This window comes from Actinoplanes sp. 13 (genome assembly GCF_056134165.1).
Genome location: NZ_JBVYOQ010000030.1, coordinates 52,707 through 73,471, shown reverse-complemented (window position 1 = coordinate 73,471; position 20,765 = coordinate 52,707). Strand labels below are relative to the sequence as shown.

General features: G+C 70.9%; 17 protein-coding genes. 10 read left to right on the top strand and 7 right to left on the bottom strand.

Annotated elements, in window-relative coordinates; all coding sequences use genetic code 11:
- Positions 1 to 21 precede the first annotated feature (21 nt).
- From AC0NH5_RS36070 to AC0NH5_RS36040, 7 genes are all read left to right on the top strand, one after another.
- Entirely contained in the window at positions 22 to 1,038 is a 1,017-nt protein-coding gene (locus AC0NH5_RS36070) for a LacI family DNA-binding transcriptional regulator (RefSeq protein WP_474411650.1), read from the top strand.
- 143 nt (positions 1,039 to 1,181) lie between these two features.
- On the top strand, positions 1,182 to 2,492 hold the full coding sequence (locus tag AC0NH5_RS36065; protein ID WP_474411648.1) for an ABC transporter substrate-binding protein: 1,311 nt from the start codon (positions 1,182 to 1,184) through the stop codon (positions 2,490 to 2,492).
- A 56-nt stretch (positions 2,493 to 2,548) separates the two neighbouring features.
- Entirely contained in the window at positions 2,549 to 3,448 is a 900-nt protein-coding gene (locus tag AC0NH5_RS36060) for a carbohydrate ABC transporter permease (RefSeq protein ID WP_474411646.1), read from the top strand.
- Positions 3,445 to 4,332 carry a carbohydrate ABC transporter permease gene (locus tag AC0NH5_RS36055; RefSeq protein WP_474411644.1) on the top strand — a complete coding sequence of 296 codons (888 nt, stop codon included), beginning with the start codon at positions 3,445 to 3,447 and terminating at the stop codon, positions 4,330 to 4,332. The genes AC0NH5_RS36060 and AC0NH5_RS36055 overlap by 4 nt, the downstream gene beginning before the upstream one ends.
- Before the next feature lie 9 nt (positions 4,333 to 4,341).
- Entirely contained in the window at positions 4,342 to 6,591 is a 2,250-nt protein-coding gene (yicI, locus tag AC0NH5_RS36050; protein ID WP_474411642.1) for an alpha-xylosidase, read from the top strand.
- 182 nt (positions 6,592 to 6,773) lie between these two features.
- Complete coding sequence (locus AC0NH5_RS36045; RefSeq protein ID WP_474411640.1) at positions 6,774 to 9,206, top strand: phosphoketolase family protein; 2,433 nt, start codon at positions 6,774 to 6,776, stop codon at positions 9,204 to 9,206.
- A gap of 274 nt (positions 9,207 to 9,480) precedes the next feature.
- Positions 9,481 to 9,912 carry a peptidoglycan-binding domain-containing protein gene (locus AC0NH5_RS36040; RefSeq protein ID WP_474411638.1) on the top strand — a complete coding sequence of 144 codons (432 nt, stop codon included), beginning with the start codon at positions 9,481 to 9,483 and terminating at the stop codon, positions 9,910 to 9,912.
- 76 nt (positions 9,913 to 9,988) lie between these two features.
- Here AC0NH5_RS36040 and AC0NH5_RS36035 read toward each other — a convergent pair whose 3' ends face one another.
- From AC0NH5_RS36035 to AC0NH5_RS36020, 4 genes are all read right to left on the bottom strand, one after another.
- On the bottom strand, positions 9,989 to 10,750 hold the full coding sequence (locus AC0NH5_RS36035; RefSeq protein ID WP_474411636.1) for an energy-coupling factor ABC transporter ATP-binding protein: 762 nt from the start codon (positions 10,748 to 10,750) through the stop codon (positions 9,989 to 9,991).
- Between the two features lie 58 nt (positions 10,751 to 10,808).
- The gene (cbiQ, locus tag AC0NH5_RS36030) at positions 10,809 to 11,567 is read right to left on the bottom strand and encodes a cobalt ECF transporter T component CbiQ (protein WP_474411634.1); all 759 of its coding nucleotides are present in this window, start codon (positions 11,565 to 11,567) and stop codon (positions 10,809 to 10,811) included.
- Between the two features lie 4 nt (positions 11,568 to 11,571).
- On the bottom strand, positions 11,572 to 12,525 hold the full coding sequence (locus AC0NH5_RS36025) for an Acg family FMN-binding oxidoreductase (RefSeq protein ID WP_474411632.1): 954 nt from the start codon (positions 12,523 to 12,525) through the stop codon (positions 11,572 to 11,574).
- Between the two features lie 284 nt (positions 12,526 to 12,809).
- The gene (locus tag AC0NH5_RS36020; RefSeq protein ID WP_474411630.1) at positions 12,810 to 14,468 is read right to left on the bottom strand and encodes a GAF domain-containing sensor histidine kinase; all 1,659 of its coding nucleotides are present in this window, start codon (positions 14,466 to 14,468) and stop codon (positions 12,810 to 12,812) included.
- Between the two features lie 84 nt (positions 14,469 to 14,552).
- On the opposite strand from AC0NH5_RS36020, the gene AC0NH5_RS36015 reads away from it, so the two are divergent.
- Positions 14,553 to 15,200 (top strand): response regulator, encoded by a 648-nt coding sequence (locus tag AC0NH5_RS36015; RefSeq protein ID WP_474411628.1) that lies wholly within the window; start codon positions 14,553 to 14,555, stop codon positions 15,198 to 15,200.
- A 30-nt stretch (positions 15,201 to 15,230) separates the two neighbouring features.
- Here the strand turns inward: AC0NH5_RS36015 and AC0NH5_RS36010 are convergent, their stop codons facing one another.
- Positions 15,231 to 17,195: a hybrid sensor histidine kinase/response regulator gene (locus AC0NH5_RS36010; protein WP_474411626.1), complete on the bottom strand. Its 1,965-nt coding sequence runs from the start codon at positions 17,193 to 17,195 to the stop codon at positions 15,231 to 15,233.
- Positions 17,196 to 17,299: 104 nt separating this feature from the next.
- On the opposite strand from AC0NH5_RS36010, the gene AC0NH5_RS36005 reads away from it, so the two are divergent.
- Complete coding sequence (locus AC0NH5_RS36005) at positions 17,300 to 17,734, top strand: ATP-binding protein (RefSeq protein WP_474411624.1); 435 nt, start codon at positions 17,300 to 17,302, stop codon at positions 17,732 to 17,734.
- On the opposite strand, the gene AC0NH5_RS36000 is transcribed toward AC0NH5_RS36005, so the two are convergent.
- Positions 17,735 to 18,925: a GAF domain-containing sensor histidine kinase gene (locus tag AC0NH5_RS36000; RefSeq protein ID WP_474411622.1), complete on the bottom strand. Its 1,191-nt coding sequence runs from the start codon at positions 18,923 to 18,925 to the stop codon at positions 17,735 to 17,737.
- Between the two features lie 193 nt (positions 18,926 to 19,118).
- Between AC0NH5_RS36000 and AC0NH5_RS35995 the strand changes: the two genes are divergently transcribed.
- Positions 19,119 to 20,309, top strand: a complete 1,191-nt coding sequence (locus AC0NH5_RS35995; protein WP_474411620.1) for a response regulator — start codon at positions 19,119 to 19,121, stop codon at positions 20,307 to 20,309.
- Between the two features lies 1 nt (position 20,310).
- Here AC0NH5_RS35995 and AC0NH5_RS35990 read toward each other — a convergent pair whose 3' ends face one another.
- On the bottom strand, positions 20,311 to 20,685 hold the full coding sequence (locus tag AC0NH5_RS35990) for an Hpt domain-containing protein (protein WP_474411618.1): 375 nt from the start codon (positions 20,683 to 20,685) through the stop codon (positions 20,311 to 20,313).
- Between the last annotated feature and the right edge of the window lie 80 nt (positions 20,686 to 20,765).

Genomic DNA, 20,765 nt, shown 5'->3' with positions numbered 1-20,765 from the left:
CGGGTGACTTGGGGAGGTGCGGTGCCGACGATCAACGACGTCGCCCGAGCGGCCGGCGTGTCGCCCAGCACCGTGTCGTACGTTCTGAGTGGCCGCCGCCCGATCTCGGCCGAGACCCGGGCCCGGGTGCAGGCCGCCATCGCCGAGCTCGGCTTCCATCCGCATGCCGGCGCCCGCGCCCTGGCCAGCAGCAAGACCAACGTGCTCGCGCTGGTCGCGCCGCTGCGGGTGGACGTCAACGTGCCGGTCATCATGCAGTTCGCCACCGCGGTGGTCACCGCCGCCAGGTCGTACAACCATGACGTGCTGCTGTTGACCAAGGACGAGGGCACCGCGGGGCTGGAGCGGGTCGCGCACAGCACCATGGTCGACGCGCTGATCCTGATGGACCTGGAACGCGACGACCTGCGGATCCCGGCGCTGCGCCGGCTGAAGCAGCCGTCGGTGCTGATCGGCCTGCCCGCCGACCACACCGGCATCGCCTGCGTGGACCTGGACTTCGGTGCGGCGGCGCGGACGGCGCTGGAGCATCTGGCCGGCCACGGCCACCGGCGGATCGGCCTGGTCGGCCCGTCGCCGGCCGTCTACCGGCGGCAGACGACGTACGCGGACCGGTTCCTCACCGGCTTCCTGGAGGCCTCGGCGGAGCTGGGCCTGCGCACAGTCACGCACCCGTGCGAGCCGGGCGCCGAGGGGGTCCGGGCGAGCCTGGCCGACCTCGACACCGAGCTGCCCGGTCTGACCGCGCTCGTGGTGCACAACGAGGAGGCGCTGCGGCCGCTGCTGGACCTGTTGCAGGCCACCGGCCGGCGGGTGCCGGAGGACATCTCGATCGTCGCGATCTGCCCGCGGGATGTGGCGACCGCCATGCCGGTGCACCTCACGTCGATCGACATCCCGGCGCACGACGTCGGCACCCTCGCGGTCGAGACCGCCATGCGCCTGCTCGACGGGCGCCGCGTGGAGTACACCCGCCTGCTCGCGCCGAGCCTGGTCGAGCGTGCCAGCTGCCGCGAAATCTCTGCGTCACACCGTTGACACGAATACCGCTCGTTCCTTAGTTTCTCGGCAAGGCACATCGTCGAAGCGCTTCGACAACTGGTTGCGAACAGCTGGGGCTCGACAGGCGCAGCGATGTTGTCGAAACGCTTCGACGAATCCAGTCCCCCTGGGAGGACGGCATGTTCCGATCACGAACCGGGATCGCGGCCGCCGCGTTGTTCCTGACAGCGTCGCTCGGCCTCACCGCCTGCGGTGGTGACGACGGCGGCAACGAGCCGGGCGCCGACGCCAAGACCCTGACCCTCTGGCACTACGAAGGCCCGACCAGCGCCATGGGCATCGCCTGGAACAAGGCGATCGAGCTGTTCAAGGCCGGCCACCCCGGCGTCGAGGTGAAGTTCGAGGAGAAGGGCTTCGAGCAGATCCAGCAGAACGCCCAGATGATCCTCAACTCGGACAGCGCGCCCGACATCATGGAGTACAACAAGGGCAACGCGACCGCCGGCCTGCTCTCCAAGCAGGGCCTGCTGACCGACCTCTCGGAGCAGATGACCTCGCGCGGGTGGGACAAGAAGCTGAGCCCGAGCCTGCAGACCACCGCGCGGTACGACCAGGACGGCATCATGGGCTCCGGCAACTTCTTCGGGGTGCCCAACTACGGCGAGTTCGTGACCGTGTACTACAACAAGGAACTGTTCGACAAGTACCAGCTGGCCGTCCCCACCACGCTGGACGAGTTCACCAAGGTGATGGACACGTTCGTCCAGAACAAGGTGACGCCGCTGGCCGTCGGCGGCGCGGAGTACCCGGCACAGCAGATCTTCTACGAGCTGGCGCTCTCCAAGGCGGACCGGGCGTTCGTCGACGACTACCAGCTCTACAAGAACAAGGTCGACTTCAAGGGGCCGCAGCTCACCTATGCCGCGCAGACGTTCGCGGACTGGGTGTCCAAGGGCTACATCAGCAAGGACTCGGCCGGCATCAAGGCCGAGGACATGGGTGTCTCGTTCACCCAGGGCAAGTTCCCGATCCTGATCTCCGGCAGCTGGTGGTACGGCCGGTTCGCCACCGAGATCAAGGACTTCGACTGGGGCACCTTCCTGTTCCCGGGCAACACCCTGCACCCGGGCTCCAGCGGCAACCTGTGGGTGGTGCCGGAGAAGAGCAAGGCCAAGGCGCTGGCGTACGACTTCATCGACATCACCATGTCGCCGGAGGTCCAGGCGCTGCTCGGCAACAGCGGCGGCCTGCCGGTGGCGGCCGACCCGGCGCAGATCACCGACCCGAAGAACAAGGAGCTGGTGGAGACCTTCAACAAGATCTCGACCGGTGACGGCCTCGCCTTCTACCCGGACTGGCCGGCGCCGGGCTACTACGACGTGCTGGTCGCCGGCGTGCAGGGCCTGATCAACGGCTCGAAGACGCCGGACGCCTTCCTCGACGAGATCGCCAAGCCGTACGACGAGAACCTCGCCGACCTGGGCAAGTGAGCGGGCGCGGGCGGTGGGGTGACCCGCCGCCCGCACCGCGCGGAAAGGGGCCCGGCATGGCCGGCAGCAATCTCAAGAACCGCGGGTACGCGGTCTATCTGATCCCCGGGGTCCTCGCCTCGATCGCGGTGATCATCGTTCCGCTGGTCATGACGGTCTACGTCAGTTTCACCCGGTGGACCGGCGTCGGCAGCCCCCGGTGGGTCGGCCTCGACAACTACACCCGGCTCTTCGCCGACGCGCTGTTCTGGCAGTCGTTCAGCAACATCCTGCTGCTGATCATCGCGATGGCGGTGATCCCCACGCTGCTGGGCCTGGTGCTCGCGGCGGTGCTCTTCGATTACGTGGCCAAGCACTTCGGGGACCGCTGGGCCGGCTTCTTCCGGTCCGGCTACTACCTGCCGCAGGTCATCCCGGTCGCCGTCACCGGCATCGTGTGGAGCTGGATCCTGCACCCGGGTTACGGGGCTCTCAACCGGATCCTGGAGGCCGTGGGCCTGGACGGGCTGGCGAAGAACTGGCTCGGCGACCCGGACTGGGCGCTGTACAGCGTGATGGCCGTGATGGTCTGGTTCCAGCTCGGCTACCCGATCGTCATGTTCATGTCCGGCCTGCAGCGCATCGACCCGTCCATCTACGAGGCCGCGGACCTGGACGGCGCCACCTGGTTCCAGCGGTTCCGCAAGATCACGGTGTACATGATCCGGCCGGAGTTCTACGTCGTGCTGATCACCACCACGATCGCCGCGCTGAAGATCTTCGGGCAGGTGTTCGTGCTCACCGGCGGCGGCCCGAGCAACGCGACGCTGGTGCCGTCCTACTTCGCCTACCGCAACTTCTTCGAGAAGGCCCAGGTGGGGTACGGCTCGGCGATCTCCACTGTGCTCACTGTCCTGATCGTCGTGCTCGCCTTCGTCTTCCTGCGGCTGCAGCACCGTGCGGAGGAGAACTCATGACCGCTGTGGTGGAGAAGTCGTCCGCGCGGATCCCGTCCGGCGAGGCGCCGACCGCGATGCGGCATCGCAACCCGGCCCGGTTCTTTGTGCTGGCCGGCCTGCTGGTGCTGTTCCTGCTGCTGGTCGGCCCGCTGCTGGTGGTCGCGCTGAACGCGGTGAAGAGCCCGGCGGATTACGCGGGCAGCGGCCCGCTCTCGATTCCGACGAGCCTGTACTGGGACGGGATCGTCGACTTCTGGAACCGGGTGAACTTCGGGCAGAAACTCTGGAACAGCTTCGTCACCAGCCTCACCGTCGCGGTGCTCGGCGTCGTGCTGTCCATCCTGAACGCGTACGCCCTCGGTATCGGCCGGGTCAAAGGCCGTGTCTGGTTCCTGGTGTTCTTCCTGGTCGCGAACCTGTTGCCGCAGGAGGTGCTGGTCTACCCGCTGTACTACATCTCCAAGGAGGCGGGCCTCTACGACAACCTGATCGCGATCATCATCATCTTCACCGTCATCCAGAGCGCCTTCGGCACGTACCTGCTCACCTCGGTCTACAGCGAGTTCCCCCGCGAGCTGCTGGACGCCGCCTCGGTGGACGGCGCCGGCAAATGGCTGACCCTGTGGCGGGTGGTGGTCCCGGTCAGCCGGCCGACCCTCGGCGTGCTGTTCACGTTCTTCTTCATCTGGACATGGAACGAGTTCTTCCTGCCGCTGGTCTTCCTGATCTCCAACGACAACCAGACCGTCCCGGTGGCGCTCGGCGTCCTGCAGGGCGACCGGTTGATGGACGCCACCACGACCAGCGCCTCGGCCCTGATCGGCATCCTGCCCGCGATGCTCTTCTTCCTCATCTTCCAGCGGACCCTCACGCGCGGCATCGCCGCCGGCGCCATCAAGTAAAGGACTCGCATGAAGTTCACCGACGGCTATTGGCGCAAACGCGACGGCCTCACCGTGCTGCACCCGGCACACCTGCTGGACAGCCGGACCGGGCCGGACTCCCTGACCGTCTACGCCGCCACCAGGCCGGTCCGGCACCGCGGTGACACGCTGAACGCGCCGCTCATCACGGTCACCTGCACCGCGCCGGCACCGGACGTCATCCGGGTCACCGTCGAGCACTTCCAGGGCGAGGAGCCGCGCCTGCCGGCGTTCACCATCGACACACAGCCGGTCGACGTCACTGTGGACGACCTGACGCTCACCTCGGGCGCGCTGACCGCGCGGTTCACCGCCGGGGAGAAGTGGGGCCTGGACTTCCTCGCCGACGGGCGGCGGATCACCGGCAGCGGCTGGAAGGGCATGGGCGTCGTCGACACCCTCGACGGGCGCCACTACGTCCACGAGCAGCTCGACCTCGGTGTCGGCGAGGCGGTGTACGGTCTCGGCGAGCGCTTCGGCCCGCTGGTGAAGAACGGCCAGAGCGTCGACATCTGGAACGAGGACGGCGGCACCAGCAGCGAGCAGGCCTACAAGAACGTTCCGTTCTACTTCACCAACGCCGGGTACGGCGTACTGGTCGACCACCCCGGCAAGGTGTCCTTCGAGGTCGCCTCGGAGATGGTGTCGCGCACCCAGTTCAGCGTCGCCGGGCAGAGCCTGTCCTACCTGGTGATCTACGGGCCGACACCGGCCGAGGTGATCCGCAAGTACACCGCGCTGACCGGGCGGCCGGCGCTGCCCCCGGCGTGGTCGTTCGGCCTCTGGCTGACCACGTCGTTCACCACGTCGTACGACGAGGAGACGGTCAACAAGTTCATCGACGGGATGGCCGACCGGGACCTGCCGTTGAGCGTCTTCCACTTCGACACCTTCTGGATGCGCGAGTTCTCCTGGTGCGACTTCGAGTGGGACACCCGCGTCTTCCCCGACCCGCCGGGCATGCTCAAGCGGCTCGCCGGCAAGGGCCTGCGGATCTGCCTGTGGATCAACCCGTACATCGCGCAGCGCTCACCGCTGTTCGCCGAGGGCCGGGCCCACGGCTACCTGGTGAAGAAGGCGAACGGCGACGTCTTCCAATGGGACCTGTGGCAGGCCGGCATGGGCCTGGTCGACTTCACCAACCCGGCCGCCCGCGAGTGGTACGCGGACAAGCTGCGGGCCCTGGCCGAGATGGGTGTCGACGCGTTCAAGTCGGACTTCGGCGAGCGCATCCCGACCGACGTGGTGTGGCACGACGGCTCCGACCCGGAGCGGATGCACAACTACTACACGCAGCTCTACAACCAGGTCGTCTTCGACGTCCTGAAACAGGTGCGGGGCGAGGGCGAGGCGGTGCTGTTCGCCCGGTCGGCGACGGTCGGCGGGCAGCAGTTCCCGGTGCACTGGGGCGGCGACAACTCCAGCACCTTCGAGTCGATGGCGGAGAGCCTGCGCGGCGGGCTGTCGCTGATGTCCTCCGGCTTCGGCTTCTGGAGCCACGACATCGGCGGCTTCGAGGGGATGCCGGACCCGGCCGTGTTCAAGCGGTGGATCGCCTTCGGGCTGCTCAGCTCGCACAGCCGGCTGCACGGCAGCACGTCGTACCGGGTGCCGTGGGAGTTCGACGAGGAGGCGGTGGACGTCCTGCGGACCTTCACCCGCCTCAAGTACCGGCTCATGCCGTACCTGTTCGGCGCCGCCCGCGAAGCGCACCTGGACGGCCTGCCGGTGATGCGCCCGATGGCCTTCGCCTTCCCCGGCGACCCGGCCGTCACCCACCTGGACCGGCAGTACCTGCTCGGCAACGATCTGCTGGTCGCCCCGGTCTTCAGCGCCGGCGGCGAGGTCTCCTACTACGTGCCGGCCGGCCGGTGGACCCGGTACGTCACCGGTGAGGTCGTCGAGGGACCGGTCTGGGTGACCGAGACCCACGGCTTCGACAGCGCGCCGCTGCTCGTCCGCCCGGGCGCGGTCATCCCGGTGGGCGCGCGGCAGGACAAGCCGGACTACGACTACCGGGACGGCGTCACCCTGCGGCTGTTCGAGATCGCCGAGGGCCGGACCGCGGTGGTGGTGCCCGGGCCGGCCGGCTCGGACACCGTCTTCACGGTGACCCGGGAGGGCACCGGGATCCGGGTGGGACGGGCAGGCGAGGCACTGCCGTGGCGGGTCCAGCTCGGCAACGCGGTGACCGAGGTGGGCGCCGACGAGGACAGCTGCACCCTCACCCTGGGCTGAGAGCGCCGAGATGCCCGGTGACCCGATCGGGTCACCGGGCATCTCCGCGATCGAGGCATGTGGCGGAGAGGCAGGGGTAACGTCCCGTCGGGAGGGGTCCAAAGACCCCTGTGGCGTCTGGAGGCGCCCGATACGTTGACCTTGACCAGTCAGGACAGAACACTCGAAGCCCATCGAGAGGAATGACCGTGACCGCCGTTTCGGACAACCCGGCCGCCACGCTCGACGAGGAGACCGTCCGGAGGCTGGCCGCCCCGGACGACACCGAGGTCGCCGCCCTGGACGCCTGGTGGCGGGCGAACAACTACCTCACCGTCGGTCAGATCTATCTGCAGGGCAACCCGCTGCTGCGTGAGCCGCTCACCAACGAGCACATCAAGCCGCGCCTGCTCGGCCACTGGGGCACCAGCCCGGGCCTGTCCTTCGTCTACGCCCATGTGTCCCGCCTGATCAAGCAGACCGGGCAGCAGGCCATCTACCTCGCCGGGCCGGGACACGGCGGGCCCGCGCTGGTGGCGGCCGGTTATCTGGAGGGCACGTACTCCGAGGTCTACCCGAAGGTGAGCCTCGACGAGGACGGCATGCTGCGGCTGTTCCGTCAGTTCTCCAGCCCCGGCGGCATCCCCAGCCACGTGTCGGTGACCACGCCCGGCTCGATCCACGAGGGCGGCGAGCTGGGTTATGTCCTGGTGCACGCGTTCGGCGCGGTGATGGACAACCCCGACCTGCTCGCCATCGCGGTGGTCGGCGACGGCGAGGCCGAGACCGGGCCCCTGGAGGGTTCCTGGAAGGGCATCTCGTTCCTGAACCCGGAGCACGACGGCGCGGTCCTGCCGATCCTGCACCTCAACGGCGCGAAGATCGCCGGGCCGACCGTGCTGGCCCGCAAGGACCCGGCCGAGGTGCGCAAACTCCTCGAGGGCCACGGCTACGACGTGATCGAGGTCGGGGGTGACGACCTGCCGGGCATGCACCACCGGTTCGCCGCGGTGCTGGCCGAGGCGTGGCGCAAGATCCGGGCGATTCAGATCGCCGCCCGCGACGGCAGCTGGGACGGCACCCGGCCGCGCTGGCCGCTGATCGTCATGCGGACACCGAAGGGCTGGACCGGGCCGGAGAAGATCGACGGCATCACGGTGACCGGGTCCTGGCGTTCGCACCAGGTGCCGCTCTCCGGCGTCAAGGGCAACGAGGACCACCTTCGCGAGCTGGAGAAGTGGCTGCGGTCGTACCGGCCGGAGGAGCTGTTCGACACCACCGGCGCGCCGGCCGAACTGGTGCGGTCCCTGGCGCCCGACGGCGACCTGCGGATGAGCGCCACCCCGCACGCCAACGGCGGCCGGCTCACCCGCGACCTGGACATGCCCGACTTCCGGGACTACGCGATCGACGTGAAGCAGCCGGCCGCGTTGCGGGCCGAGTCGACCCGCAAGCTCGGCGAGCTGATGCGCGACATCTACGCGCGCAACGGCGACCGGTTCCGGCTGTTCTGCCCGGACGAGACCAACAGCAACCGGCTCGGCGCCGTCTTCGAGGTCTCCGACCGCGCGTTCATGGAGTCGGTCAACGACGACGACGTGAAGCTCAGCCGCAACGGCCGGGTCATGGAGGTGCTCTCCGAGCACAACTGCCACGGCTGGCTCGAGGGCTACAACCTCACCGGCCGGCACGGCATGTTCGCCACGTACGAGGCGTTCGCCATGGTCAGCGCGTCCCAGACGGTGCAGCACGGCAAGTGGCTGCAGGAGGCGTCACACCTGCCGTGGCGGGCCAAGGTGCCCAGCCTGAACGTGCTGCTCACCTCGACCGCGTGGCGCAACGACCACAACGGTTTCTCGCACCAGGGGCCCGGCCTGATCCAGGTGGTGCTGACCCAGCGCGGCGACGTGGCCAGGGTCTACCTGCCGCCGGACGCGAACACGCTGCTCTCGGTCGCCGACCACTGCTTCCGCTCCCGGTCGTACATCAATCTCATCGTCATCGACAAGCAGCCGCAGCTGCAGTGGCTCGACATGGACCAGGCGATCGAGCACACCGCCAAGGGCGCCGGGGTCTGGGAGTGGGCCGGCACCGATGACGGCAACAGCGACCCGGACATCGTGCTGGCGTGCGCCGGCGACGTGGTCACCATGGAGACCGTGGCGGCCGCCCGGATCCTGATGGAGAAGCTGCCGCAGATGAAGGTCCGCGTGGTCAACGTGGTCAACCTGATGACGCTGCCGCGGCCCAAGGACCACCCGCACGGCATGAGCGAGACCATGTTCCGCGAGCTGTTCACCGACCACGTCGACGTGGTGTTCGCCTTCCACGGCTACCCGGGCGCCATCCACCAGCTGGTGCACGGCCGGCCGGACGCCGACCGGTTCCGGGTGCGCGGCTTCATCGAGCAGGGCACCACCACGACGCCGTTCGACATGACGGTGCGTAACCGGGCGTCGCGGTACCACCTGGTGATGGACGCGATCAACAACGCGAAGCGGCTGCCGGTGGGCGCCACCGAGCTGAAGGCGTGGTGCGAGGCGCAGCTGGCCAAGCACGAGAAGTACGTGGTGGAGCACCTGGAGGACATGCCGGAGGTGCGGGACTGGTCGCTCGGGGACTGGGCCGAGCACTGACCGGTGGCCGGCGCCCGCTCCGGGGCGCCGGCCGCCCGCTCGCTCCTGTTCGCCCGCTCGTGCGTGTGCGCCGTTCGGCGCAGGAGGGCACACGATCGCGCGGGTGAACACGAGCTGACGCGTGCAAATCGGTCTGCTTCGGAAATAGGGCCTGACGAATCCGTTGCCGAGACCAGTCTCACCCTTTCAATCGACGGCACGGGCAGCGAAAGTGAGGGAAGCACATACCCGTCGCTCGATGATGAGGAAGGGGAACCCCCGTATGGCCGCCACCATGAATCCCTGGCCGACGACCCGGCCGGGCTCCAAGGACCACTCCGTCACCACGCTGCAGTACTTGTTGCTGGCCCATGGGCACACAGTCACCGTCGACGGCGTCTACGGCGCGCAGACCGGTGACGCGGTACGCGCGTACCAGCAGGTCAAAGGTCTTCCCGAGGACGGCGTGGTCGGCCCGCGGACCTGGCAGGCGCTGGTCGTGGAGCTGCGGCCGGGTGCGCGGGGCAGCGCCGTGGCGGGTGTGCAGGAGGAGGTCGGCGTCGAGCCCGACGGGTTCTTCGGGCCGGTGACGGAGCGGGCGGTGCGGTCCTTCCAGGAGCGGTTGCACACGCGGGACGCCGAACTGGCGGTCGACGGGGTGGTCGGGCCACTGACGTGGCGGGCGCTCGCCGCCGGGACGCCGGCCGAGCTGAGCCAGGCCGCCTGACCTTCTTGTGTGGGGACTTCGGGTGCGTATCGCACCCGAAGTCCCCACACAGTGAAGGGCGGGGAGCCGGGCCGGGTCAGGAGTGGCGGGGGGAGACCGAGGCCGGGTCGAAGCCGAACGGGAGCTCCAGCCGGTGCCGGCGCATCAGCTCCCGGTCGGACAACAGTTGCGCGGTCGGCCCGTCCGCCATGATCCGGCCGGCGTCCAGGATCACCGAGCGGGGGCAGAGCTCCAGCGCGTACGGCAGGTCGTGGGTCACCATCAGCACGGTCACCGGCAGTGACTCGATGATCTCGGCCAGCTCGCGGCGGCTGGCCGGGTCCAGGTTGGACGACGGCTCGTCGAGGACCAGGATCTCCGGCTGCATCGCCAGCACGGTCGCGACCGCCACCCGCCGCCGCTGCCCGAACGAGAGGTGATGCGGCACCTGGTCGCGGTGCTCCGACATCCCCACGGCAGCCAGGGCCGCATCGACCCGATCGTCGAGCTCGGTTCCGCGTACCCCCAGATTGTGCGGTCCGAAAGCGACGTCCTCCGCGACCGAAGGCATGAAGAGCTGATCGTCAGGATCCTGGAAGACGACGCCGACCCGGCGGCGGATCTCGGTGATCGCCGGGCGGTCGCCGGGCGTGACCGGCAGTCCGGAGATCTCCACCCGGCCCGCCCCGCCGTGCAGGATGCCGTTGAGGTGCAGCACCAGCGTCGTCTTGCCGGCCCCGTTCGGGCCGAGCAGCGCGACCCGCTCACCGGGCGCGACCGTCAGGTCCACCCCGTTCAGCGCCGCGCGCCCGTCCGGGTACGCATAGTGCAACCCGCTGATCATCAGTGCCGGCGTCATGCCGATCATGCTAGGCCCTGGTTCGTAGAGGGGGCAGGAGCCGCAGCCCAGCCATCCTCTACGAAACAGGGCCTCGGACCAGGGCGGCCAGGGCGATCCCGGCGGAGGCCACCGGCAGCGTCGCGGAGACCGCCCACTCCCGCAGCGGCGCCCGCGCCGACGACGGCTGCGGCAGCCGGCCGGAGTAGCCGCGGGACAGCATCGCGAGATAGACCCGCTCACCCCGCTCGTACGAGCGCAGGAAGAGCGCGCCGACACCGGTCGCGAACGCCTTCGCCTGCCACAGGAAACGCGGGTCGTAACCGCGGGCCAGCCGGGCGATCCGCATCCGCCGCGCGTCGTCGGCGAGCACGTCGAGGTAGCGCAGCATGAAGGTGGCGATCTGGGTGAAGACGGTCGGGCAGCGCAGCCGGTCCAGCCCCAGGATCAGGTCACGCATCGTGGTGCTGGCGGCGAGCAGCAGCGAGGCGAGGACGCCCAGGGTGCCCTTGGCGAAGATGTTCCACGCGCCGTACAGCCCGTCCACCGACAGCGACAGCCCCAGCCAGTCCACCCGCTCGCCCGCCCCGAAGATCGGCAGGGTCACCGCGAGCAGCACGAACGGCAGCTCGATCGTGGCCCGTTTCAGCAGCCAGCCGGCCGGCACCCGGGCGACGGCGGCGACCACCGCCAGCAGCACCGCGTAACCGGCGAAGGCCAGGAACTCGGTGCGCGGCGTGGCCACCACGATGATCGTGAACAGGATCGTCGAGACGATCTTCACCTCTCCGGAGAGCCGGTGGACGAGGCTGTCCCGGTCGAGGTGAAGCGTCGCCATGCGCTCAGCCTATTACCGCCTCCACGTCACGCCGCGGCGTGGGATGCCCGGGCCGGCCGTAGCCGACCCGGAACGCGATCTGCGGGAACCCGGACCGGCCGAGCGAGCGCCGCAACTGGTCGCGGGCGGCCGGCACCTCGATCGGCTGGGAGATCATCGAGCTGGCCAGCCCGGCGTCGGTCACGGTCAGCAGCACCCGCTGCAGCGCCTGGCCGGCCATCACCTGGTCCAGCCGGCGGTCTCCCGCCGTGCCGAGGACGCCGACCAAGGGCTCCGGCTCGTAGTCGCGGCCCACACCCCGGCGCCGGTGCCCGAAGGCGCGCTGCGGGATCAGGTCCTGCGGCTCACCGATCGCGGCCGCGGCGGCCACCGGGATGCCGTCCGAGGCCAGCTCGGTGTCCGTCCAGGTGATCAGCTCGGCCTGGTACCGGTGGTCGCGGCGCAGCACCCGGTCGGCGCTGTGCGCGATCTCCGAGAAGCCGGTCAGCGCGGTCATCCCGACGAGCAGGTCCAGCCAGGCGTTCTCGGCGCGGGCGGCGTCGATCAGGCGGACCCGGGTGTCGGTGGGCACCGGGTCGGCCCAGAACGGGTCCCGGTGGCTGTGCCGGCGCTCGATCGCGGAGAACAGGTCGCGTTCGGCGTACGTCGGAGGGCGCCGGCGCCCCGCGGTCAACCGGGCGATGATCTCCGGGCGGTCCGGGTCCGGCAGCAGCCGCACCTGCGCCGGGGTGCCCGCCCGGGCCAGCGCGAGCCGGGCGTTGAAGGTGGCCGAGCCGCAGGCCAGCCGCATCGCCCAGCCGCTGCCGTCGGCGACGGCGAGCTGCCGGTCCGGGGCGGTGAGCACCTCGATGGCTCCGTCACGCAGCCGGAACGCCCACGGCTGGCTGTTGTGCATGGAGGGCGCCTGGATGCCGGCCGCGGCGGCGCGCCGCAGGTCGGACTCGTCGTAGCAGGTCACGGCGGTTCTCCTTCAACGGGTGGTCCCTCCACGGTGCCCGCGCGCCGCGTCGCGGATAAGGGCCGAAGGTCCCGGCCGGGCGGGATCTCGCACGCCTCACCCCACGTTTTGGTACGGGTGAGCAACCGTCCCGGCCACCCCAGGCCGTCCCGCCAGTGCCGCGCGATCCGGGCGGCTGGTCCGGCCTTTGCCGCGACCGCCGGGCTGAGCTCGGTGTGTGAAGTTCAGGTTCGGATCGCGCCGTAAGTTCACACGCTTGGTGTTGCGGGATGTGGGCGGGCCGGTCAGCTCAGCGGGACGCGCCAGGTGACCAGCGTGCCGGTGCCGTCCGGGCGCGGGCCCGCCTCGAACGAGCCGCCGAGATCGCCGGCCCGCTCGCCCATGTTGATCACGCCGCCGCGGGCCAGCGCCGGGTCGAAGCCGACCCCGTCGTCCTCGATCTGCAGGATCACCTCGTCGCCGGCGACCCGCACCGAGACGCGGACGCTGCCGGCGCCCGCGTGCCGGGCCACGTTCGCCAGCGCCTCCCGCAGAACGGCGACCAGCTCGGGCACGATGTCGTCGGGGACGGCGCTCTCCACCGGGCCGACGGTCTCCAGGACCGGCCGGAAGCCGAGCGTGTCCAGCGCGGCGTCGCAGGTGTCGCGCAGTTCGGTGCGCAGGGTCGCGCCGACCGGGGCGCGCAGCTCGAAGATCGACCGGCGGATGTCGCGGATGGTGGCGTCCAGGTCGTCGACGGCGGCGTTGATCCGCTTGATCACCTCGGGCCGGGTGCCGGCCGGAGCTGCGGCGCCCTGCAGCTGCATGCCGGTGGCGAACAGGCGCTGGATCACCACGTCGTGCAGGTCCCGGGCGATCCGCTCCCGGTCCTCCAGCACCACCAGCAGCTCGCGTTCCTCCTGGGCGCGGGCACGTTCCAGGGCGAGGGCGGCCTGCCCGGCGAACGTGGAGAGCAGCGCGGCGTCTTCGGTGCCGGCCGGGCCGCTGACGACCAGCACACCCTGCCGCAGGTCGCCGCCGGCCAGCGGTGCCACCAGGGCCGGGCCGTCCGGGACCGGCCCCGGCCACTCGGCGGCCGCCGGCAGATCCTCGACCAGCTGGAACGGCCCGTCGCCGAACGAGTCGGCGGTGAGGTAGCGGCCGGCCAGATCGGCGCCCTCGGACACCTCGATCCGGTACCGGGCGTTCTCCTCCTCGTAGAGCAGCACCAGCACCAGCGCGGAGTCGGCCACCTCCCGGGCCCGGCGGGCGATCAGGCGCAGCGCCTCGGTCCGCCGCACGGTGCCCAGCAGCACACCGGTGATCTCAGCGGCCGCCTCCAGCCACCGCTGCCGCCGCTGGGCCAGCTCGTAGAGCCGGGCGTTGTCGATGGCGACGCCGGCCGCGGCGGCCAGCGCCACCACGATCTCCTCGTCGTCCTCGCTGAACTGTGCCGAACCCTGCTTCTCGGCCAGATAGAGGTTGCCGAAGATGTGGTCGCGGGTGCGCACCGGCACGCCGAGGAACGTGTGCATCGGCGGGTGGTGGGGCGGGAACCCGTACGACTTGGGGTGCTTGGTGATGTCCGGGAACCGCACCGGCCGCGGATCGGTGATCAGCAGTCCGAGCACACCCCGCCCGTGCGGCAGGTCACCGATCCTGGCGTGCGCGGCCGGGTCGATGCCGTGCGTGACGAAATCGGACAGGCTGTCGTGGCCGGGGGCGAGGACGCCGAGCGCGCCGTACCGGGCGCCGACCAGTGCGCAGGCCGCCTCCACGATTCGTTGCAGGGTGCTACGCAGATCCAGGTCCGAGCCGATGCCGACGACCGCGTCCAGCAGCGCGCGAAGCCGCTCCCGGCTGGCCACGATGTCACCGACCCGGTTCTGCATCTCCTGCAGCAGCTCGTCGAGACGGACCCGGGACAGCGGCGTCAGACCCAGCGAGGGCGTCGATTCGGGCACACGTCGAGGCTATCGCTGACGCCGCGCGGCGGCGCGGGACCTTCGGCCCTTGGTGTCCGGGTCGCCCGGCGATAGAAAGAACACATGATCCGAGTCTTTCTCCTCGACGACCACGAGGTCGTCCGCCGCGGCCTCGTCGATCTGCTGCAGGCCGGCGGCGACATCGAGGTGGTCGGCGAGTCCGGTTCCGCCCAGGAGGCGGCGCGGCGCATCCCGGCCCTGCGCCCCGACGTCGCCGTCCTCGACGCGCGCCTGCCGGACGGCAACGGCATCGACGTGTGCCGGGACGTGCGCGCGGTGGACTCGACGATCAAGGGGTTGATCCTGACGTCGTACGAGGACGACGAGGCGCTGTTCGCCGCGATCATGGCGGGGGCTTCGGGGTACGTGCTGAAGCAGATCCGCGGTACCGACCTGGTGGACGCGGTGCGGCGGGTGGCGGCCGGGCAGTCGCTGCTGGACCCGGCTGTCACGCAGCGGGTGCTGGAGCGCATTCGCAACGGGGTCGAGCAGCCGCGTGAGCTTGCCTCGCTGACCGATCAGGAACGGCGCATCCTGGAGTTCGTCGCGGAGGGGCTGACGAACCGGGAGATCGCCGGGCGGATGTTCCTGGCCGAGAAGACGGTCAAGAACTACGTGTCCAGCCTGCTGGCGAAGTTGGGTCTGGAGCGGCGCACCCAGGCGGCGGTGCTGGCGACCAAGCTGCTCGGGGACCACCCTTCCCAGCACTGAGCGTGGTGATTCGCCGGTGCGGTGCGAACCTCAAGGTGTGTGGCGGGGGAGCCGCACCACGGCCGTGGTGCCGCCCTCCGGCCCTTCGCGCAGGGTGACCGCGCCCCGGTGCAGGTCCACGATCGCGCGGGTGAGGGCCAGGCCCAGGCCGATGCCGGGGATGCCGCTGTGGCGGGCGTTCGTCGCGCGGTACAGGCGGGCGAAGAGGCGGCCGCGTTCGCCGGCGGGGATCCCGATGCCGGTGTCGGAGACGGTCAGCACCGCGGCGTCGTCCTCGGTGGTCAGGGTGACCTGGACGGTGCCCTCGGCCGGGCTGTACTTGACGGCGTTGCCGATCAGGTTCTCGGCCACCTGACGGAGGCGGTGCGGGTCGCCGGGGACGGTCAGCTGCGCGGGGAGGTCGAGGCGGACCTCGGGACGCCGGGCGGGGGCGTCGGCCAGCACGACGGTGGTGGCCTCGGTCAGCACGGTGGTCAGGTCGACGGTGGCGACGGTCAGCTGGGTGTGGCCGGATTCGAGCGCGGCCAGGTCGAGCAGGCGGTCGACGAGGGAACGCAGGCGGGCGTTGTTGCGTTCGATCACGGCGAGCAGGTCGCGGACCTCGCCGATGGTGGTGTCGTCACCGGACTCGGCGATCAGGTCGGTGTAGGTGCCGATCGAGGTGAGCGGGGTGCGCAGTTCGTGGCCGACCAGCGCGACGTACTCGCCGATGCTGGCGGCCAGCTGGTTGGCGAGCTCCTCGGCGCGGCGCCGTTCCAGGTAGGCGCCGATGTGGCCGGCGATGCCGGAGAGCAGGACGGCGAGGGCAGGTTCCGGCTCCTGGTGCTCGTAGGTGAAGAAGGTGAGCACACCGGTCACCCGGTCGCCGCTGCGGACCGGCACAGCGCCGCCGGCCCGGTAGTCGCCGGACGCGGCGACCTCGGCGAGGACCGGCGAGCCGGTGGCGTGGATGTCCGGCACGAAGATCAGCTCGCCGCGCGCCCAGCAGGTGCCGGCCAGGCCGGCGCCGCGCTCGATGGTGGGCGGCACGAACATGTCGGGGGCGCCGGGCCCGCCGTACGTGGCGGCCGGCCGGAGCCGGTCGGTCACCTCGTCGACCAGCCACATCCGCAGCAGCGGCCAGCCCAGCTCGCCGGCGATGGCGCCGAGCACGGCCGCCGAGGCCCGGGTGGTGTCCGGGGCGCGGACCAGCGCCTTCAGGACCCGGCTCGTGCAGCGCTGGTAGCGGTGCTGGTGGTGGTCGGCGGTGACGTCGTGCACGGCGGCGACCGCGCCGAGCATCGCGCCGGCGGCGTCCCGGACCGGGCGGGCGTTGACCGAGAGCCAGGCGGGCCGCTGCCGGCGGTCGTGCGCGAGTACCCCGGCGTGCCGGACCTCCTCGCCGGCCAGCGCGCGCAGCATCGGCAGCTCGTCGGGCCGCAGCGGGCCGCCGTCGTGGCGGCGCAGGCCGAACCGGCTCACCCACTCGTGGATCGGCACGGTCCCGGCCTGGTCGCCGAAGAACTCCCGGACCGCCTGGTTGACCACCACCGGGTGACCCCGCAGGTCGCAGGCGACCACGCCGGTGTCCAGGCTGTGCAGCATCGCCTCGACGAACGCGGTGGGGGGCGGGCCGGCGGGCGGGCCCGGCGCGGGCGCCGTCAGGCACGCGCGCAGCGTCTCGGTCAGCTCCTTGACCCGGAACGGTTTCGGCACCACGGCCGCGGCCCGGGCCTCGGCCAGCAGGGTGTCGCCGGGCGCCAGGTACGCGGTGATCAGCACGACCGGCACGCCCGTGGTGCGGGGATCGTCGCGCAGCGCGCGGCACATCCGGATCCCGTCCATGTGTGGCATGTCGACGTCGGCGATCACCAGGTCGGGGCGGTGCGCGAGCGCGGCGGCGAGCCCGGCCAGCCCGTCGCCGGCCACGGTCACGTCGTGGCCCAGCCGCCGTACCACCTCGGCGATGACCGCCTGGTGTTCCGGGTTGTCCTCCACGACGAGAACCGCTGCCATCCTAGAACTATATGAAAGGCGACATTGCGGCCGGTGACGTTTCGGTGGCTCGGGCCTCGGGGTAATCTGCGCCCGCATATCGGTGACATTTGAGGTTCTTGTGCATGAGCGCGCTGACGGCCCACCTGGACGTCCCTCTGGACCGGGCGGCGCCCGCCGCGGCCCGGCGGGCGGTGACCGCGGTCCTGCGGGGCTGGGGCTTCAAGGACCCGGACTGGCTGGACGGCGCCGCGATCGTGGTCAGCGAGCTGGTGACCAACGCGGTCCGGCACGGCGGCGGCTGCATCGCCCTGCACGTGGAGGCGCACCAGGAGCAGGTGGTGGTCTCCGTCGCCGACGGGTCGTCGGTGGTGCCGCGGCGGCGTGACCCGGACGGCGTGGGCGGCCGGGGGATCGCGCTGATCGAGGCGATGTCGCTCGGCTGGAAGGTGCAGAACCACGAGGGCGGCAAGCGGGTGCTGGTGGATCTGCCGCCGTGTCCGGGCGCCCGGGTCGGCGACTCGTCCAGTTCCCGCGGCGGTGAGTCGTACGGACCGTGATCAGGCCGACGGCAGCGTGATGGCGGCGGTCGTGCCCTGCCCGGGCCCGGCGGAGTCCACCGTGACCGTGCCGTCGTGCGCCCGCGCGATCCGGTCGGCGATGCTCAGACCCAGGCCCACGCCCGGTACGGCCTGTTCACGGGCGAACTGCCCGCGATAGAAGCGCTCCGCCACGTGCGGCAGCTCGCCGGCCGGGATGCCCGCGCCGGTGTCGACGACCGTCAGCTCCGTCCCGGCGACCCGGACCACTACCGTCCCGCCGGTGACGCTGAACAGGACCGCGTTGCGGATCAGCTGCTCGGCGGCCTGACTGAGCCGGGTGAAGTCGCCGGGCACCGTGGTCGGCTCGGCGGCCGCCTCGACGAGCACCTTGACGTCGCGCGGCGTGGACTGCGGCCGGCAGGCGGCGATCGCCGCCTCGGCGACGGCGACCAGGCTGGTGCGGGCGCGCAGCAGCGGCAGCGGCGTGCCGGCCGGGCGGGTGCCGGCGAGGAGGTGGTCGACCATGCGGACCAGGCGCTCGCCGTTGCGCTGGATCGGATCGATCAGCTTGCGGTACGGGGTGAGATCCTCGTTGTCCACGAGCAGCTCCAGGTAGCCCTGGATGGTCGTCACCGGGGTGCGCAGCTCGTGCGACACGGTGGCCACGAAGTCCTCCTCACGGCTGATCGCCCGGGACAGCTCGTCGCCGACCTCGGCCAGCAGGAACCGGTTGCGGATCGCGGCGAGGTGCCCGGCGGCCTGCCCGGCCATCGTGGTGAGCAGGTCCAGCTCCCGGTCGCTGATCTCGCGTGACCGGGCGTCCAGGACGGTCATCGCGCCGAGCACGTGCCCGTCCTCGTCGATCAGCGGCACACCGGCGTAGAACCGGATGTACGGGGCGCCCACGACGGTGGACCAGTCGCGGTACTCCGGGTCGGTGCAGGCGTCGGTGATCACCAGCGGGCGCCGGCGGTCGACCACCCGCCCGCAGAACGAGGAGCCGAGCGGGCCGGCGCCGGGGCCGGGCATGCCGGTGCTCCCGGCGAACCACTGCCGGTCCCGGTCGATCAGCGTGACCGTGGACATCGGGGTGTCCAGCACCGAACCGGCGAGCCGGGTCAGCTCGTCGAGCACCACCGGGCGCGGGGCGTCGAGCAGGTGGTAGCTGTGCACCGCGGCGAGGCGGGCGTCTTCCCCTACTGCGCTCACATCTGCATCCGTTTCTCCCGGGCGTCCGGCGGTGCCTCCGCCGGACGTGGACGGCCATTCGGCGTTCACCCGGTGCGGGTTGAGAAGTTCGGCGCATACGAATAACGGGTGCGGCGATCACTCAAGCGCTCTGTGCCGGTGGCGATAGGTCCTTGCGTACCACGACTGCCGGCTCGCCGAGGGGACCTGCACCATGCGCACCGACCTGTACCGTTCGGCGACCGCCGACAACCACAAACCACTGGTGTTGCTCGTCGATGACGAGGAGGCGGTGCTGGAGACACTCGCCCTGCAACTGGGCCGGGCGTATCGGCTGCTGTCCGCCACCGACGGCGAGCAGGCCCTGAAGCTGCTCCGCGAGCAGGGCCCGGCGGCCGCGGTGATCAGCGACATGCGGATGCCCGGGATGAACGGCATCGAGCTGCTGCACCGGGTGCAGATGGAGTACCCGTCGACCACCCGGGTGCTGCACACCGGGTACGGCGACATGGCCACGGCGGTCGCCGCGATCAACTCCGGCGGGGTCTACCGGTACCTGCCGAAGCCGGCCGCGACCGAGACGCTGCGCGCGGCGATCCGCGAGTCGGTGCAGAAGAACGAAGAGGCCAACGAGCAACACCAGCTCCTCGACCGTACGCTGCGGACCAGCGTGCGGGCGCTCTTCGGGGTGCTGGAACTGTCCAACCCGCCGGCGTACAAGCGGGCCGGCCGCATCAGCACGCTGACCGGCGAGCTGTGCCACATCCTGAAGCTCGACGGCATCTGGGAGATCGAGGTCGCCGCCATGGCCTCGCAGCTGGGCGCGGTGACCGTGCCGGCCGCCACACTGGCGAAGCTGGACCGCGGGCTGCCGCTGAACGCCGACGAGCAGGCCTCGGTCGACGCCATGCCGAGGATCGCGTTGCGGCTGCTCGGCGACATCCCGATGCTGGACGACGTGGTCCACATCGTGCGGGGCCTGGCCGACGGCGCCGCGCCGGCGGAGGGGCGCTCGGCGGTGGTCGAGGACGCGATCGCCGTGCTGCGGACGGCCATCGGCTTCGAGATCCTGGAGAGCCGGGGCCTGAACGACGTCATCGCGATCAACGCGCTCGAGGAGCGGAACGATCAGGCTCCCCATGTGATCGCGGCGCTGCGCCGGCTCAAGGGCGTCCGGGCGCTGCAGGACTGCATCCGTACCGTCCGGGTGGTCGAGCTCGAGGTGGGCATGCGCCTGGTCGAGGACGTGGTGGCCACCAACGGCCTGGTGCTGATCGGCAAGGACACCGTGATCACCGAAATCATGCTGGACCGGCTCACCACCTTCGCCCGCGCCGTCGAGCTGGTCGAGTCGGTGCTGGCGGCGGTGCCGGACCGGCGTGGCGCGCTGGCCGGCAGCCGCTGACTCAGCGCTCCCGGTAGTCATCCGCCACCTCGGCGACCGCACGCACCGCTCCGGCCAGCTCCCGGCGGATCCGGTCCGCAGTGGTCGCCGGGCCGGCGACCACGCCGGCGCGGGCCTGTTCCTCGACGCCGGCGCACAGCTCGGCCAGGGCGGTCGCACCGATGTTGGCGGCCGATCCCTTGAGCGCGTGCGCCTGGTCGCGGACGCGCCCCGGGTCGCCCTCGTGGAGCAGGCCGACCAGCAGGTCGGCGGAGGCCGGCGCGTTCTCCATGAACGAGCGCAGCAGCCGGCCGAGCAACGCTGTCTCGGCGGGTGATGGCTGTTCGCCGACCAGATCGGCGAGACGGGCGCGAACGCCGTCGGTCACGCTCTCCATGCGTCACATGGTGCGTGATCGGTCCGGCCGGTGTGGTGACTTCGGGCGCTCCGCGCACCTGAAGTCACCACACGAAGGAG

Coding starts and splice junctions, on each gene's coding strand:
- AC0NH5_RS36065 (WP_474411648.1), top strand. CDS start 1,182: ATGTTCCGATCACGAACCGGGATCGCGGCCGCCGCGTTGTTCCTGACA.
- AC0NH5_RS36060 (WP_474411646.1), top strand. CDS start 2,549: ATGGCCGGCAGCAATCTCAAGAACCGCGGGTACGCGGTCTATCTGATC.
- AC0NH5_RS36055 (WP_474411644.1), top strand. CDS start 3,445: ATGACCGCTGTGGTGGAGAAGTCGTCCGCGCGGATCCCGTCCGGCGAG.
- yicI (WP_474411642.1), top strand. CDS start 4,342: ATGAAGTTCACCGACGGCTATTGGCGCAAACGCGACGGCCTCACCGTG.
- AC0NH5_RS36045 (WP_474411640.1), top strand. CDS start 6,774: ATGACCGTGACCGCCGTTTCGGACAACCCGGCCGCCACGCTCGACGAG.
- AC0NH5_RS36040 (WP_474411638.1), top strand. CDS start 9,481: ATGAATCCCTGGCCGACGACCCGGCCGGGCTCCAAGGACCACTCCGTC.
- AC0NH5_RS36035 (WP_474411636.1), bottom strand. CDS start 10,750: ATGACGCCGGCACTGATGATCAGCGGGTTGCACTATGCGTACCCGGAC.
- cbiQ (WP_474411634.1), bottom strand. CDS start 11,567: ATGGCGACGCTTCACCTCGACCGGGACAGCCTCGTCCACCGGCTCTCC.
- AC0NH5_RS36015 (WP_474411628.1), top strand. CDS start 14,553: ATGATCCGAGTCTTTCTCCTCGACGACCACGAGGTCGTCCGCCGCGGC.
- AC0NH5_RS36010 (WP_474411626.1), bottom strand. CDS start 17,195: ATGGCAGCGGTTCTCGTCGTGGAGGACAACCCGGAACACCAGGCGGTC.
- AC0NH5_RS36005 (WP_474411624.1), top strand. CDS start 17,300: ATGAGCGCGCTGACGGCCCACCTGGACGTCCCTCTGGACCGGGCGGCG.
- AC0NH5_RS35995 (WP_474411620.1), top strand. CDS start 19,119: ATGCGCACCGACCTGTACCGTTCGGCGACCGCCGACAACCACAAACCA.
- AC0NH5_RS35990 (WP_474411618.1), bottom strand. CDS start 20,685: ATGGAGAGCGTGACCGACGGCGTTCGCGCCCGTCTCGCCGATCTGGTC.